The 13,945-nt window shown below is 64.6% G+C and carries 15 protein-coding genes; 11 read left to right on the top strand and 4 right to left on the bottom strand.

Annotated features, from left to right (window positions below; translation table 11 throughout):
* Positions 1 to 14 precede the first annotated feature (14 nt).
* Together prmA and ABIB24_RS20915 are read right to left on the bottom strand one after the other, a co-directional pair.
* A complete protein-coding gene (prmA, locus tag ABIB24_RS20920; RefSeq protein ID WP_025340777.1) occupies positions 15 to 893 on the bottom strand; it encodes a 50S ribosomal protein L11 methyltransferase in 879 nt (292 codons plus the stop codon).
* Positions 894 to 1,090: 197 nt separating this feature from the next.
* The gene (locus ABIB24_RS20915) at positions 1,091 to 1,546 is read right to left on the bottom strand and encodes a MaoC family dehydratase (protein WP_274078596.1); all 456 of its coding nucleotides are present in this window, start codon (positions 1,544 to 1,546) and stop codon (positions 1,091 to 1,093) included.
* A gap of 143 nt (positions 1,547 to 1,689) precedes the next feature.
* Here ABIB24_RS20915 and ABIB24_RS20910 point away from each other — a divergent pair, with 143 nt between their 5' ends.
* Genes ABIB24_RS20910 through ABIB24_RS20900 form a run of 3 tightly spaced genes read left to right on the top strand, consistent with a single transcriptional unit; the run spans position 1,690 to position 3,365 of the window.
* Positions 1,690 to 2,052 (top strand): CidA/LrgA family protein, encoded by a 363-nt coding sequence (locus ABIB24_RS20910; RefSeq protein ID WP_046613232.1) that lies wholly within the window; start codon positions 1,690 to 1,692, stop codon positions 2,050 to 2,052.
* A complete protein-coding gene (locus tag ABIB24_RS20905; RefSeq protein WP_013974365.1) occupies positions 2,049 to 2,765 on the top strand; it encodes an LrgB family protein in 717 nt (238 codons plus the stop codon). The genes ABIB24_RS20910 and ABIB24_RS20905 overlap by 4 nt, the downstream gene beginning before the upstream one ends.
* Before the next feature lie 9 nt (positions 2,766 to 2,774).
* The gene (locus ABIB24_RS20900) at positions 2,775 to 3,365 is read left to right on the top strand and encodes an LON peptidase substrate-binding domain-containing protein (protein ID WP_075046485.1); all 591 of its coding nucleotides are present in this window, start codon (positions 2,775 to 2,777) and stop codon (positions 3,363 to 3,365) included.
* A gap of 128 nt (positions 3,366 to 3,493) precedes the next feature.
* Here ABIB24_RS20900 and ABIB24_RS20895 read toward each other — a convergent pair whose 3' ends face one another.
* Both ABIB24_RS20895 and ABIB24_RS20890 read right to left on the bottom strand, forming a co-directional pair.
* Positions 3,494 to 4,810, bottom strand: coding sequence for a bifunctional DedA family/phosphatase PAP2 family protein (locus ABIB24_RS20895; RefSeq protein ID WP_025340772.1), 1,317 nt, complete (start codon positions 4,808 to 4,810; stop codon positions 3,494 to 3,496).
* Positions 4,811 to 4,813: 3 nt separating this feature from the next.
* Positions 4,814 to 5,482 (bottom strand): DNA-3-methyladenine glycosylase, encoded by a 669-nt coding sequence (locus ABIB24_RS20890; protein WP_274078598.1) that lies wholly within the window; start codon positions 5,480 to 5,482, stop codon positions 4,814 to 4,816.
* A 330-nt stretch (positions 5,483 to 5,812) separates the two neighbouring features.
* Between ABIB24_RS20890 and ABIB24_RS20885 the strand changes: the two genes are divergently transcribed.
* Genes ABIB24_RS20885 through ABIB24_RS20850 form a run of 8 tightly spaced genes read left to right on the top strand, consistent with a single transcriptional unit; the run spans position 5,813 to position 13,762 of the window.
* Positions 5,813 to 7,084, top strand: coding sequence for a glutamate-5-semialdehyde dehydrogenase (locus tag ABIB24_RS20885; protein ID WP_025340770.1), 1,272 nt, complete (start codon positions 5,813 to 5,815; stop codon positions 7,082 to 7,084).
* A 1-nt stretch (position 7,085) separates the two neighbouring features.
* Entirely contained in the window at positions 7,086 to 7,745 is a 660-nt protein-coding gene (gene nadD / locus ABIB24_RS20880) for a nicotinate-nucleotide adenylyltransferase (protein WP_085614813.1), read from the top strand.
* A 43-nt stretch (positions 7,746 to 7,788) separates the two neighbouring features.
* Complete coding sequence (rsfS, locus tag ABIB24_RS20875; protein WP_013974359.1) at positions 7,789 to 8,208, top strand: ribosome silencing factor; 420 nt, start codon at positions 7,789 to 7,791, stop codon at positions 8,206 to 8,208.
* Between the two features lie 9 nt (positions 8,209 to 8,217).
* Positions 8,218 to 8,685, top strand: a complete 468-nt coding sequence (rlmH, locus tag ABIB24_RS20870) for a 23S rRNA (pseudouridine(1915)-N(3))-methyltransferase RlmH (protein WP_003249722.1) — start codon at positions 8,218 to 8,220, stop codon at positions 8,683 to 8,685.
* A 16-nt stretch (positions 8,686 to 8,701) separates the two neighbouring features.
* Positions 8,702 to 10,591: a penicillin-binding protein 2 gene (gene mrdA / locus ABIB24_RS20865; RefSeq protein ID WP_025340768.1), complete on the top strand. Its 1,890-nt coding sequence runs from the start codon at positions 8,702 to 8,704 to the stop codon at positions 10,589 to 10,591.
* Positions 10,592 to 10,629: 38 nt separating this feature from the next.
* Complete coding sequence (gene rodA / locus ABIB24_RS20860; RefSeq protein WP_015271941.1) at positions 10,630 to 11,733, top strand: rod shape-determining protein RodA; 1,104 nt, start codon at positions 10,630 to 10,632, stop codon at positions 11,731 to 11,733.
* 17 nt (positions 11,734 to 11,750) lie between these two features.
* Positions 11,751 to 12,761, top strand: coding sequence for a lytic murein transglycosylase B (gene mltB / locus ABIB24_RS20855; protein WP_025340767.1), 1,011 nt, complete (start codon positions 11,751 to 11,753; stop codon positions 12,759 to 12,761).
* A complete protein-coding gene (locus tag ABIB24_RS20850) occupies positions 12,761 to 13,762 on the top strand; it encodes a septal ring lytic transglycosylase RlpA family protein (RefSeq protein ID WP_046613225.1) in 1,002 nt (333 codons plus the stop codon). The genes mltB and ABIB24_RS20850 overlap by 1 nt, the downstream gene beginning before the upstream one ends.
* Positions 13,763 to 13,945 lie beyond the last annotated feature (183 nt).

Raw genomic sequence — 13,945 nt, 5'->3', positions numbered from 1 at the left:
TATTCTAGGCCCGCTTAACGGCGGCGACCACTGATGCGCACCCAGCCGTCGCGCACGACGATCGGGTCCAGCTCGAAGTCGGCGGCATAGGCCGCGGCCACTTCCTCACCCTGCTCGGCGAGGATGCCCGACAGCGCCAGCAGGCCACCTGGGCGGACCAGGCCGGACAGTTGCGGTGCCAGCGACACCAGCGGGCCGGCGAGGATGTTGGCGACCAGCACGTCGGCCTGCATGGCCGGCATGTGCTCGGGCAGGTACAGCGCCAGCTTCTCATCGGCGATGCCGTTGCGCTGGGCGTTGTCGCGCGAAGCCTCGATGGCCTGCACGTCGATGTCGGTACCGACCGCTTCACGGGCGCCCAGCAGCAGCGCGGCGATGGCCAGAATGCCCGAGCCGCAGCCGAAGTCCAGCACCTGGGTGCCTTCGAGTTGCTGGCCGTCGAGCCATTCCAGGCACAGGGCGGTGGTCGGGTGGGTGCCGGTGCCGAACGCCAGGCCCGGGTCGAGCAGCAGGTTCACCGCGTCCTGTTCCGGGGCCTCGTGCCAGCTGGGTACGATCCACAGGCGGCGGCCGAAGCGCATTGGCTGGAAGTTGTCCATCCAGCTGCGTTCCCAGTCCTGGTCCTCGATCACCTCGGCCTGGTGCTCGGGCAGCTCGGCACCGGTCAGCAGGCGCAGGTGGGCGAATACCTGCTCAGGGTCGGCATCGGCCTCGAACAGGGCCAGCAGGTGGGTGTGCGACCACAGCGGGGTGGTGTTGAGGTCTGGCTCGAAGATCGGTTGATCCTCGGCGTCCATGAACGTGACCGAGACGGCACCCACTTCGAGTAGGGCATCTTCGTAGGTTTCGGCTTGTTCCGGGCTGATGGCCAGGCGTACTTGCAGCCAGGGCATGGCGGGCACCTTTGGTAAATCGACAGGGGCAGCCCTAGGCTGCGCGAAGGCTGGCAGTTTACGCGAGTGCGGGGGATTTGTGGATCTGAGCTGCTGTACAGCCCATTCGCAGCACAAGGCTGCTCCTACAAGAGAACGCATACCCCTGTAGGAGCAGCCTTGTGCTGCGAATAGGGCGCGAAGCGCCCCAGAATGCATCAGACAAAACAGAGAGAAAGCGACTCAGCTATATAAGCAGGTTTCTCGTCTCCCTCGATTTCCAGCGTGGCAATCGCCTTGAGCAACCATTGCCCCGGCCTTTTCTCCGTCACCTCGGCCAAATCCACCTTCAGCCGCACCTGGCTGTCGACCTTGACCGGCTGGATGAATCGCACGCTGTCCAGTCCGTAGTTCACCACCATCTTCAGTCCTTCCGGCAGGACGAGGATGTCCTCGATCAGCTTGGGAATCAGCGACAACGTCAGGAAACCGTGGGCGATAGTGCCGCCAAACGGGGTTTTCGCCGCCTTTTCCGGGTCGACATGGATGAACTGGAAATCGCCAGTGGCTTCGGCGAACAGGTTGATGCGCTGCTGGTCGATCTTCAGCCAGGCCGAGCGGCCCAGTTCCTTACCAACGTACTGCGAAAGCTCTGTAACCGGTACATGGGGCATCGCGGACTCTCCAGGTTGTCAGTTGGTACGAAAGTGCAAGATCAGCACGGCGAACCGTTTCAGTCAAGTTGCGCGCTTTTCGACGAATATCGGTATATGGCGGCACATGCTTATAATGGCGGCCATGCCCGAGGGAGATGCTTATGCTGTTGCGTGGTTTGACCTGGCTGGTGCTGTTCCAGCTGCTGGGGACGGCAATCAACCACCTGTTGGTGCCGTTTTTGCCGGGGCCGATCATCGGCCTGTTGCTGCTGTTGTTCTTCCTCATGGCCCGTGGTGAGGTGGGCAAGCCGCTGAACGAGGCCGCCAGCAGCCTGCTGCGCTACCTGCCGCTGTTGCTGGTGCCGCCAGCGGTGGGGGTGATGGTGTATGCCAAGGATATCGCCGCGGACTTCTGGGCTATTGCCGGTGCCTTGCTGATCTCCTGCCTGGTGACCCTGGTGTTCGTTGGCGTGTTGATGCAAAAGCTCATCCACCGCCAGGGCCGGCGCGAGGAGCAGCCATGATGCTCGACTGGCAAGGCGCACTGGATGCGGTCGTTCATCATCCCTTGTTCGGTATCGGCATCACGCTTGGGGCCTACCAGGTGGTGCTGGCGGCCTACGAGAAGACCCGCTGGATCTTCCTGCAGCCGGTACTGGTGTCGATGCTGCTGGTGATCGGCGTGTTGCTGGTGTGTGGCATCGACTACAGCGAATACCGCAAGAGCACCGAAATCATGAACATCCTGCTGGGGCCTGCCACCGTGGCCCTGGCGGTGCCGCTCTACCTCAACCTGCGGCGTATCCGGCAGCTGTTCTGGCCCACATTTACTACGCTGGTAGTCGGAGGCCTGTTCGCCACGCTGTGCTGCCTGTTGCTGGGCTGGTGGTTCGGTGCCGAGCACATGATCCTGATGACCATGGCGCCGAAATCGGTGACCTCGCCGATCGCCATGCTGGTGGCCGAGCAGATTGGCGGCGTGGCGGCCCTGGCGGCGGTGTTCGTGTTGATTACCGGGGTGATCGGGGCAATCTTCGGCCCGGCGCTGCTGAGCCGTTTTGGCGTGCATAGCCCCGAGGCGCGCGGCATGTCTCTGGGCGTGACCGCGCACGCGGTGGGCACTTCGGTGGCCCTGCAGGAAAGTGACGAATGCGGCGCCTTTGCCGCGCTGGCGATGAGCCTGATGGGGGTGGCCACGGCGGTGTTCCTGCCGCTGGCGGTCAGCCTGGTGGCTTGAGGACTTGTGATGACGCTACCGCTGTTTCCCCTCAATACCGTGCTGTTTCCTGGTTGTTTCCTCGATTTGCAGATTTTCGAGGCACGCTACCTGGACATGATCGGGCGCTGCATGAAACGGGGCGAAGGTTTTGGTGTGGTGTGCATCCTGGAAGGCGAGCAGGTCGGCAAGGCGCCGCCGGTGGTTGCCTCGATCGGCTGCGAGGCGGTGATCCGTGACTTCGTGCAGCAGGATAACGGCTTGCTGGGTATCCGCGTCGAAGGTGTGCGGCGCTTCAACCTGGACAGTACCGAGGTGCAGAAGGACCAGTTACTGGTGGGGCAGGTGCAATGGCTGCCGGAGCAGGCGGACAGCCCGTTGCTCGAGGCGGACGAAGACCTGCTGGCACTGCTGGTGGCGCTGGGTGAACACCCGATGGTCGAAGCCTTGGACATGCCGCGCCCGGTTGACGGGCGCCAGGCGTTGGCCAACCAGCTGGCGTACCTGCTGCCGTTCATGGAAGAGGACAAGCTGGATTTGCTGACCCTCGACTCGCCACAGGAGCGGTTGGGGGAAATCCAGAAGCTGCTGGAGCGGATTCAGGGTGAATTGTTTGCCTGATAGTGATGTATTGCCAGTGCCGGCCTTTTCGCGGGTAAACCCGCTCCCACAGAGATAGCGCCGTTCTCAGGCTTGATGCAGTACCTGTGGGAGCGGGTTTACCCGCGAAGAGGCCGGTACTGGCGACATCAATATTGATACCGCAGCAAAGCCTGCGGCAGCGCATGCATGGCAAAGAACGCCAGCAACGCGACACACGCCGGCAACACCAGCCACCACACCCGCAGCGGCAAGGCTGGCAGGGTCTGGTGACGCTGCACCAGTGCCAGACTGAGCGCGCACACACAGCACGCCAGCAAGGCCCCGGCGAGGATGTCGGTCGGCCAGTGCGCCCCCAGATACACCCGAGACAGGGCAATCGCCAGCGCTGGAATACAGCCCAGCATCACCCAGGTCAGGCGCATCCGCGGCGGCTGACCGCGCCCGGCCAGCACCGCCATCACCAGAAAGAACGCAAACGACGCCGAACTGTGCCCGCTGGGCATGCTGTAGCTGGTCAGCGGGTCACTCAGCACTTCCGGGCGGGCCCGGGCGAACAGCCACTTCAGCGTGCCGTTGGCAAGCGCAGTACCCATCAGCGCGCCCGCAGCGAACATGGCATGCCGCCACTGCCGGGCAAGCAGCAGCAGGCCCGTCAGCAGGCCGCCGAGGAACAACTGGGTGCGGAAATCGCCCAGCCGGGTCACCAGCACCACGGCGCCATCGATGGCCTGGCTGCGGTGCTCCTGCACCAGTGTCATCACGCCCTGGTCGAATTCGTGCAGGTAGGGCCAGCCGAGGAAGACCCCGGCCAATGCCAGGAAACTCATGCCGGCGATCAGCCGGGTGCCGTGGCGTTGATCGCGAATGCTGGTGTTCAGGCTCAGCCCGATGATCACTGCCAGGGTGCCGGCGATGATCCCGGCATCCAGCCAGAAGCCTTCCGGCAGGGGCAGGCGCATGGCCGCGCCGGTAGCCCAGCCGGGCAGCAGGTAGGCCACCGCCCAGCCGGCACCGGCCACCAGGCTGACGGCGATGAAGCGCGGCAGTGGCATGTCGAACATGCCGGCGACCATCGGCAGCATCGGCCGCAGCGGCCCGATGAAGCGCCCTACCAGCAGGCTGGCGATGCCGTAGCGCTGGAAGTAGGCTTCGGCACTGCCGATCCATTCCGGATGGTGGCGCAGTAGGGGCAGGCGGCGGATGTTCTGGTGGAAGTACTTGCCCACCGTGTACGACAAGGCATCGCCCACCAGGCCGCCAAGAAAGCCCAGCAGCAGCGTTTCGCCCAGGCTGAAGGCGCCGCTGCCGGCCAGTACCGCGACCGCGAACAGCAGCACGGTGCCAGGCACGATGATGCCGGCAATGGCCAGGCACTCGATGCAGGCCACCAGGAAAATTGCCAGGCCAAGCCACTGCGGGTTGGCGCTGAGCCAGCCGGTCAGGCTGTCGAGCCATTGGCCCATGGTTCAGCTTCCTTGTTCGAGAATGAAGAAGTCGCGGCCTTCGACTTGGCCACGACGTAACGGGTTCCGCGTGCAGAAACGGGCGTATTCGGCATCGACGAAACGGTAGGGCAGGTGCTCGTCGCGGCCATGCGGGATGCCCAGGCGGGCGGCCTGGATCACCCGTGGCACGGCGTTGCCGCAATCCTCCACGTACAGGCGCTCGGCGTCGAAACGCTGGGCGTCCCAGTGCGGCACCTTCAGGCCCAGGGCCCGGCACAGCAAGGTCTGGCCGGCGCACAGGCGCTCGGCCGGGCGGAGGTTGCCGCTGGCATCGGGGTTGTTCAGTTGCATCTGCGCCAGGCTGTTCGGTCCCGAGCGGGCGTCCTGCCAAGGATAGGCCGACTTGATCAGCACCGCGTTGCCCGGCCCGTGGGCGCTGAAGTTCAGCGAGTCGCCGCCGCGCGCGTAGTACATATAGATGTGCCCGCCATCGAGGAACAACGCCTTGCGTTTTTCGGTGTAGCCGAGCGAGGCGTGGCTGCCCTTGTCGGTGAGGTAGTAGGCCTCGGTCTCGATGATGCGCGCGGCCAGCCACAGGTCGCTGTGGCGATGGCGGATGACCTTGCCCAGCAGGGCCTTGGCCAGGGTCTGGGCGTCGCGGTCGAAAAAGCTGTCGGGCAAGGCTGGCATGCGGGCGGTTCGCGGTTGGGAAGGCGGGGATGATAGCAATGAATGGCTTAATCGAGGCTGAATCGAGTGGGATGTTGGCAGTGCCGGCCCTTTCGCGGGCTCGCCCGCTCCCACAGGTACCTCGGAGGTCCCAGGCCTTGTGCAATCCCTGTGGGAGCGGGTTTACCCGCGAAAGGGCCCTGACAGGAGATAGAAATTTCGATAACCCCGGTTACATCTTTCCTACACAATGCCCCCAGCCATTTTCTACCATCCGCCACCCGCCGCTGGGCGTACACCTGCGCGGCAGTTATAATCAGCCGATTTCCCCTTCGCCAAGACACCGAACCCATGACTGAGTCCGTTCTTGACTATATGACCCGCCTGGGTCGCGCTGCCCGTGAGGCCTCCCGGGTGATCGGCCGTGCCAGCACCGCGCAGAAGAACCGCGCCCTGCAAGCTGCCGCCGATGCACTGGACGCCGCTCGTGCCGAGCTGACCGCTGCCAACGAGCTGGACCTGGCCGCCGGCCGTGCCAACGGCCTGGAGCCGGCGCTGCTCGACCGCCTGGCGCTGACCCCGGCGCGTATCGACGGCATGATCACCGGCCTGCGCCAAGTGGCCAGCCTGCCGGACCCGGTCGGTGCCATCCGCGACATGAGCTACCGCCCATCCGGTATCCAGGTTGGCAAGATGCGCACGCCGCTGGGGGTGATCGGGATCATCTACGAGTCGCGCCCGAACGTGACCATCGATGCCGCCAGCCTGTGCCTGAAGTCGGGTAACGCGACCATCCTGCGTGGCGGCTCCGAAGCCATCCACTCCAACCGCGCCATCGCCACCTGCATCCAGCGTGGCCTGGCCGCCGCCGGCCTGCCGGCAGCCGTGGTGCAGGTGGTCGAGACTACCGACCGCGAAGCCGTGGGCGCGCTGATCAGCATGCCGGAATTCGTCGACGTCATCGTGCCGCGCGGTGGCCGTGGCCTGATCGAACGCATCAGCCGCGATGCTCGCGTGCCGGTGATCAAGCACCTGGACGGTATCTGCCACGTCTACGTCAGCCAGCACGCCGACCTGGACAAGGCCTGGCGCGTGGCGTTCAACGCCAAGACCTACCGCTACGGCATCTGTGGCGCCATGGAAACGCTGCTGGTCGACCAGCAGGTGGCCGAGCGCTTCCTGCCGGAAATGGCCCGCCGCTTCCAGGAGAAGGGCGTCGAATTGCGTGGCTGCGAGCGTACCCGGGCGATCATCGACGCCAAACCGGCCACCGAGGCCGACTGGCACACCGAGTACCTGGACGCGATCCTGTCGATCCGTGTGGTCGACGGCCTGGACCAGGCCATCGAGCACATCAACCACTATGGCTCGCACCACACCGATTCGATCATCAGCGAACACCAGGGTGAAGCCCGCCAGTTCATGGCCGAGGTCGACTCGGCGTCGGTCATGCTCAATACCCCGACCTGCTTCGCCGACGGCTTCGAGTATGGCCTGGGTGCGGAAATCGGCATTTCCACCGACAAGCTGCATGCCCGGGGCCCGGTCGGCCTGGAAGGCCTGACCTGCGAGAAGTACGTAGTGATCGGCGACGGCCAGCTGCGCGGCCAGGAGTCCTGCTGAGTTGAGCAAGGCCCAGGCAGTCCGGCGCATCGGCATTCTTGGCGGCACCTTCGACCCCGTGCACATCGGCCACCTGCGCAGCGCGCTGGAAGTGGCCGAGTTCATGGGGCTGGACGAGCTGCGCCTGCTGCCCAACGCCCGGCCGCCGCACCGCGATACCCCGCAGGTGGCCGCGCAGGACCGCCTGGCCATGGTGCAAGGCGCCGTGCAGGGCGTGCCCTGCCTGAGCGTGGATGCCCGCGAACTGGCGCGCGACAAGCCGTCGTACACCATCGACACGCTGGAATCGATCCGCACCGAACTGGGCGCCAACGACCAGCTGTTCCTGGTGCTGGGCTGGGATGCCTTCTGTGGCTTGCCCGGCTGGCACCGCTGGGAAGAATTGCTGCAACACTGTCACATCCTGGTGCTGCAACGCCCGGATGCCGACGTAGAACCCCCTGACGAGCTGCGCAACCTGCTGGCTGCGCGCTCGGAGAGCGATCCCACCGCCATGTCCGGCCCGGCGGGAAACATTTCGTTCGTCTGGCAGACGCCGCTTGCGGTGTCGGCTACACAGATCCGACAGCTGCTGGCCAGCGGCAAATCGGTGAGGTTCCTGGTGCCGGACGCCGTACTGGCCTACATCGAGGCGCACGAACTGTATCGTGCACCTAACTGACGGTGCCTCTGGCGCCTCATCCAACGAGTTGAACGAGTTTTATATGACCAAGCAGAAAATCCACGGCGAAGAACTGGTCGCCCTGACCAAGGCAGCGCTGGAAGACGTCAAGGCCCAGGACATCCAGGTCATCGACGTGCGCGAAAAGCACAGCCTGACCGACTACATGATCATTGCCACCGGTACTTCCAACCGCCAGATCAATGCGATGCTGGAAAAGGTCCGCGAAGCGGTCAAGGCCAAGGGTGCCCAGCCATTGGGTGAAGAAGGCAAGGGCGACAGCGACTGGGTGTTGCTGGACCTGAACGACGTCATCGTGCACATGATGACCGCCGCTGCCCGCCAGTTCTACGACCTGGAGCGCCTGTGGCAGGGTGCCGAGCAAAGCCGTGCCGCCGATGGCAAGCACCACAGCCCGGACCATGCCCACGAGTACTCCGACAAGCTCAAGGACCGGGAATAAGGAAGCACTGTGCGTCTGCGCCTGATCGCGGTCGGCTCGCGCATGCCGAAGTGGGTCGAGGAAGGCTGGCATGAATATGCCAAGCGCCTGCCTGCCGAGCTGTCGCTGGAGCTGGTGGAAATCCCGCTGAACACCCGTGGCAAGAATGCCGACGTCGCCCGCCTGATCCGTCAGGAGGGCGAAGCCATGCTGAGCAAGGTTCAGCCCGGGGAACGCATCGTCACCCTCGAGGTCCATGGCAAGCCGTGGAGTACCGAGCAACTGGCGACCGAGCTGGACCGCTGGCGCCTGGATGCGCGCACGGTGAATTTGATGGTGGGCGGCCCGGAAGGCCTGGCGCCCGAGGTCTGTGCGCGCGCCGAGCAACGCTGGTCGCTGTCGCCGCTGACCTTGCCGCACCCATTGGTAAGGATACTCATCGGCGAGCAGATCTACCGCGCCTGGACCGTGTTGTCCGGGCATCCTTACCATAAATGAGCCTGTAAGCAGTCCGATGTCGCAGCCGATCCGTCTCAAGGACCACGAGAAAGACGCCCGCCTGGTGCGCAACCGCGTCGTGGTCGGCGCAGTGGCGATCATGCTGCTCATTTGCGTGCTGATCGCGCGGCTGTACTACCTGCAGGTCATCCAGCACGACTATCACTCGACGCTGTCGGAGAACAACCGGGTGCATGTGCAGCCGATACCGCCGACCCGCGGGCTGATCTTCGACCGCAACGGGGTGATCGTCGCCGACAACCGGCCCAGCTTCAGCCTGTCGATGACCCGCGAACGTGCGGGTAACTGGCAGGAAGTGCTGGATACCATCGTCGAAGTGCTGGAACTGACGCCCGACGACCGCGCCCTGTTCGAGAAGCGCATGCGCCAGGGCCGCCGGCCGTTCGAGCCGGTGCCGATCCTGTTCGAACTCAACGAAGAGCAGATCGCCCGCGTGGCGGTGAACCAGTTCCGCCTGCCGGGCGTGGAAGTGGTGGCCCAGTTGGTGCGCCATTACCCGCAGGGCGCGCACTTCGCCCATTCGGTGGGGTATGTGGGACGGATCAACGAGAAAGAGCTGAAAACCCTCGACCCGGTGAACTACAGCGGCACCCACCACATCGGCAAGACCGGCATCGAACGCTTCTACGAAGCCGACCTGCATGGCCAGGTGGGCTACGAGGAAGTCGAGACCAACGCCCGCGGCCGTGTGCTGCGGGTGCTCAAGCGTACTGACCCGAAACCGGGCAAGGACATCGTGCTGAGCCTGGACATCAAGCTGCAGGAGGCCGCCGAGGCCGCCCTGGGTGGCCGGCGTGGTGCGGTGGTGGCGCTCGACCCGCGTACCGGCGAGGTGCTGGCGATGGTCAGCCAGCCCAGTTTCGACCCCAACCTGTTCGTCACCGGCATCGGCTTCAAGGCCTATGCCGAACTGCGCGACTCGATCGACCGACCGCTGTTCAACCGCGTGCTGCGCGGCCTGTACCCGCCAGGTTCGACCATCAAGCCGGCGGTGGCCATCGCCGGCCTGGACAGCGGCGTGGTCAATGCCGGCAGCCGGGTGTTCGACCCGGGCTACTACCAGCTGCCCAACTACGACCACAAATACCGTAACTGGAACCGCTCGGGCGATGGCTGGGTCGATCTGGACACCGCGATCATGCGCTCCAACGACACCTACTTCTACGACCTTGCCCACAAGATGGGCATCGATCGGCTGTCCAGCTACATGAACAAGTTCGGCATCGGCCAGCGGGTTTCCCTCGACATGTTCGAGGAATCCGCCGGGCTGATGCCGTCGCGCGAATGGAAGCGCGCCACCCGCCGCCAGGCCTGGTTCCCCGGCGAAACCCTGATCCTCGGCATCGGCCAGGGCTACATGCAGACCACGCCGCTGCAACTGGCCCAAGCCACTGCGCTGATCGCCAACAAGGGCGTGTGGAACCGCCCGCACCTGGCCAAGACCATCGAAGGCCAGCCTCCGGTGGACGACAACCCCATGGAAAACATTGTGCTGCGTGACAAGTCCGACTGGGCCAAGGTCACCCATGGCATGGAGCAGGTGATGCACAACGCCCGCGGTACCGCACGCAAGGCGGCCATCGGCTCGCAGTACCGCATTGCCGGCAAGAGCGGTACCGCCCAGGTGGTGGCGATCAAGCAGGGTGAGAAGTACGACCGCAACAAGCTCCAGGAGCGCCACCGCGACCACGCCCTGTTCGTCGCCTTCGCCCCGGCCGAGGACCCGAAGATCGTGGTTTCGGTGATGGTCGAGAACGGCGAGTCCGGCTCGGGCGTCGCCGCCCCGGTGGTGCGCCAGGTGATGGACGCCTGGCTGCTTGACGAAAACGGCCGGCTCAAGCCCGAGTTCGCGCCTGCCACCGTTACCCAGGAATCAGCCCTGTGATGAACAATTTCGATCGCATGCTCTCCAGCGAGGATGTGATGCGTCGGCGCGCCAGCTTTCTGCAGCGCATCCACGTCGACGGCCCTTTGCTGATCATTCTGCTGACCCTCGCGGCCGGCAGCCTGTTTGTCCTGTACTCGGCCAGTGGCAAGAACTGGGACCTGCTGCTCAAGCAGGCCACCTCGTTCGGCATCGGCCTGGTGTCGATGTTCATCATCGCCCAGCTGGAGCCGCGCTTCATGGCCCGTTGGGTGCCGCTGGCCTACCTGGCCGGGGTGCTGTTGCTGGTGGTGGTGGACGTGATGGGCCACAACGCCATGGGCGCCACGCGCTGGATCAACATCCCCGGGGTGATCCGCTTCCAGCCCTCGGAGTTCATGAAGATCATCATGCCAGCGACCATCGCCTGGTACCTGTCCAAGCGCACGTTGCCGCCGCATCTGAAGCATGTGGCGATCAGCCTGGTGCTGATCGGTGTGCCGTTCATCCTGATCGTGCGCCAGCCCGACCTGGGCACGGCGCTGCTGATCCTCGCCTCCGGGGCTTTCGTGCTGTTCATGGGCGGCCTGCGCTGGCGCTGGATCCTCAGCGTGCTGGCGGCTGCGGTGCCAGTGGCGGTGGCGATGTGGTTCTTCGTCATGCACGACTACCAGAAGCAGCGGGTACTGACCTTCCTCGACCCGGAAAGCGACCCGTTGGGCACTGGCTGGAACATCATCCAGTCGAAGGCGGCAATTGGCTCGGGCGGTGTGTTCGGCAAGGGCTGGCTGCTCGGCACCCAGTCGCACCTGGACTTCCTGCCGGAAAGCCACACCGACTTCATCATCGCCGTGCTCGGCGAGGAATTCGGCCTGGTCGGCATCTGCCTGCTGCTGATCGTCTACCTGCTGCTGATCGGCCGTGGCCTGATGATCACCGCCCAGGCGCAGACCCTGTTCGGCAAGCTGCTGGCGGGCAGCCTGACCATGACCTTCTTTGTATACGTGTTCGTCAATATCGGTATGGTCAGCGGCCTTCTGCCCGTGGTGGGCGTGCCGCTGCCCTTCATCAGCTATGGCGGAACTTCGTTGGTGACGCTGCTGTCAGCGTTTGGCGTTCTGATGTCGATCCACACGCACCGCAAATGGATCGCTCAGGTTTGAATAAGGTGAAGAATTTCATGCAAGCAGTGCGTAACTGGGCTGCCCGTTGTGCGCCGTGGATCGGCGCGGTGGGCCTGTTCGGCGCTGTACAGCTGGCCCATGCCGGCGATTACCAAGGCTCGCCCCAGGTGGCTCAGTTCGTTGGCGAAATGAGCCGCGACCATGGCTTTGCCCCTGAGCAGCTGATGGGTGTGTTCAGTGAGGTGCAGCGCAAACAGTCGATCCTCGACGCCATTTCGCGCCCGGCCGAACGGGTAAAGCCGTGGAAGGACTACCGGCCGATGTTCATCACCGACGCGCGCATCGCCCGCGGTGTGGACTTCTGGCGCCAGCACGAGGCGGTGCTGGCCCGTGCCGAGCAGGAATACGGCGTACCGGCGCAGTACATCGTCGCCATCATCGGCGTGGAAACCTTCTTTGGCCGCAACACCGGCAACTACCGGGTGATCGATGCCTTGTCGACCCTGGGCTTCGACTACCCGCCACGGGCCGAATTCTTCCGCAAGGAGCTGCGCGAGTTCCTGCTGCTGGCCCGTGAGGAGCAGCTCGACCCGCTGACGCTCAAGGGCTCCTACGCCGGCGCCATGGGCCTGCCGCAGTTCATGCCGAGCAGCTTCCGCAACTTCGCGGTGGACTTCGACGGCGACGGCCACATCAATATCTGGAACAACCCGGACGATGCCATCGGTAGCGTGGCCAGCTACTTCAAGCGCCACGGCTGGGTGGCCGGCGAAGGTGTGGTCAGCCGCGCCTGGGTGGACGGTGGGCGCGCCGACGAAGGCCTGACTACCGGCATCGAGCCGGTAAAAACCGTTGGGGAGTTGCGCACGCTTGGCTGGTCGGTCCATGATTCGCTGCGCGATGATCTGCCGGTTACCGCCTTTCGTCTCGAGGGCGACAATGGCCCCGAGTACTGGATGGGCCTGAAGAACTTCTACGCGATCACTCGCTACAACCGCAGCGTGATGTATGCCATGGCGGTGCATCAGCTATCGGAACAGCTGGTTCAAGCACGGGGCGTCAAGTAATGCGCGCAATCTTCTCTGGCAACTCTTTCAAGCTGCTCACCTGCCTCGCCGTCGGCGTGGTGCTGGCCAGCTGTTCGTCCAACCGCCCGTCCCAGCAAAGCAGTGGCAACGTGGTACGCACCCAGCCGGGCCTGGACATCAACCGGGCGCACAAGGACGGCGCGCCGTGGTGGGACGTGGATGTGAACAAGATCCCCGACGCCACGCCAACCGTGCACACCGGCAACTACAAGGCCAACCCGTACACGGTGCTGGGCAAGACCTACTACCCGATGCAGGACTCGCGCAACTATCGCGCGGAGGGCACCGCGTCGTGGTACGGCACCAAGTTCCACGGTCAGAACACCGCCAACGGCGAGCTGTACGACCTGTACGGCATGAGCGCGGCGCACAAGACCCTGCCGCTGCCGGCCTACGTGCGGGTGACCAACCTGGCCAACGGCCGCAGCGTGATCCTGCGGGTGAACGACCGTGGGCCGTTCTATTCGGACCGCATCATCGACCTGTCCTATGCCGCGGCGAAAAAGCTCGGTTATGCCGAGATCGGTACCGCGCACGTGCGCGTCGAAGGCATCGACCCGCAGCAATGGTGGGCCCAGCGTGGCCAGACGCCACCGATGGTGCTGAAAGAGCCGCAGGTGGCCCAGACCCAGGCAATCCCGGCCAGTACCGGGCGCGTCGAGCAATGGACCCCGCCGCCCCAGCAGCATGCGGCGCCGGTGGTGCCGGTGCAGGTGGCTGGCAACAACGTGCCGGCCGGCAGTGGCGGCAGCTTCCTGCAGGTGGGTGCCTTCGCCAACCCGGACGCCGCCGAACTGCTGCGCTCCAAGCTCAGCAGCATGGTCAGCGCGCCAGTGTTCATCAGCTCGATCGTGCGCAACCAGCAGACCCTGCACCGCGTGCGCCTGGGGCCGATCAACAGCCAGGGCGAGATCCAGCAAGCGCAGGACAGCATCCGCCTGGCGAACCTTGGGCAGGCCAAGCTGGTCACAGCTGACTGACCGCGTTGCCTTCTTCGCGGGCAAGCCCGCTCCCACAGATGCATGCGAAACCCTGTGGGAGCGGGCGCGCCCGCGAAGAAGGCAACACCAAACTGTCGGTTTTGTCATGAATTGCCGGGCGCAGGCATGTACAATGTCGGCTTTTGCCCGCAGCGACATAAAGCCGCACTTTGCGAGCCTGGC

The sequence above is a fragment of the Pseudomonas sp. UYEF17 genome, from assembly GCF_040546125.1.
Taxonomy (GTDB): domain Bacteria; phylum Pseudomonadota; class Gammaproteobacteria; order Pseudomonadales; family Pseudomonadaceae; genus Aquipseudomonas; species Aquipseudomonas putida_Z.
Note: the sequence above shows the minus strand (reverse complement) of the source record. Positions and strands in the feature narration are given on the sequence as shown.

Excerpts from the sequence above, each read along its gene's own strand:
- prmA (WP_025340777.1), bottom strand. The coding sequence starts at position 893 with ATGCCCTGGCTGCAAGTACGCCTGGCCATCAGCCCGGAACAAGCCGAA.
- ABIB24_RS20915 (WP_274078596.1), bottom strand. The coding sequence starts at position 1,546 with ATGCCCCATGTACCGGTTACAGAGCTTTCGCAGTACGTTGGTAAGGAA.
- ABIB24_RS20910 (WP_046613232.1), top strand. The coding sequence starts at position 1,690 with ATGCTGTTGCGTGGTTTGACCTGGCTGGTGCTGTTCCAGCTGCTGGGG.
- ABIB24_RS20905 (WP_013974365.1), top strand. The coding sequence starts at position 2,049 with ATGATGCTCGACTGGCAAGGCGCACTGGATGCGGTCGTTCATCATCCC.
- ABIB24_RS20900 (WP_075046485.1), top strand. The coding sequence starts at position 2,775 with ATGACGCTACCGCTGTTTCCCCTCAATACCGTGCTGTTTCCTGGTTGT.
- ABIB24_RS20895 (WP_025340772.1), bottom strand. The coding sequence starts at position 4,810 with ATGGGCCAATGGCTCGACAGCCTGACCGGCTGGCTCAGCGCCAACCCG.
- ABIB24_RS20890 (WP_274078598.1), bottom strand. The coding sequence starts at position 5,482 with ATGCCAGCCTTGCCCGACAGCTTTTTCGACCGCGACGCCCAGACCCTG.
- ABIB24_RS20885 (WP_025340770.1), top strand. The coding sequence starts at position 5,813 with ATGACTGAGTCCGTTCTTGACTATATGACCCGCCTGGGTCGCGCTGCC.
- rsfS (WP_013974359.1), top strand. The coding sequence starts at position 7,789 with ATGACCAAGCAGAAAATCCACGGCGAAGAACTGGTCGCCCTGACCAAG.
- mrdA (WP_025340768.1), top strand. The coding sequence starts at position 8,702 with ATGTCGCAGCCGATCCGTCTCAAGGACCACGAGAAAGACGCCCGCCTG.
- rodA (WP_015271941.1), top strand. The coding sequence starts at position 10,630 with ATGCGTCGGCGCGCCAGCTTTCTGCAGCGCATCCACGTCGACGGCCCT.
- mltB (WP_025340767.1), top strand. The coding sequence starts at position 11,751 with ATGCAAGCAGTGCGTAACTGGGCTGCCCGTTGTGCGCCGTGGATCGGC.
- ABIB24_RS20850 (WP_046613225.1), top strand. The coding sequence starts at position 12,761 with ATGCGCGCAATCTTCTCTGGCAACTCTTTCAAGCTGCTCACCTGCCTC.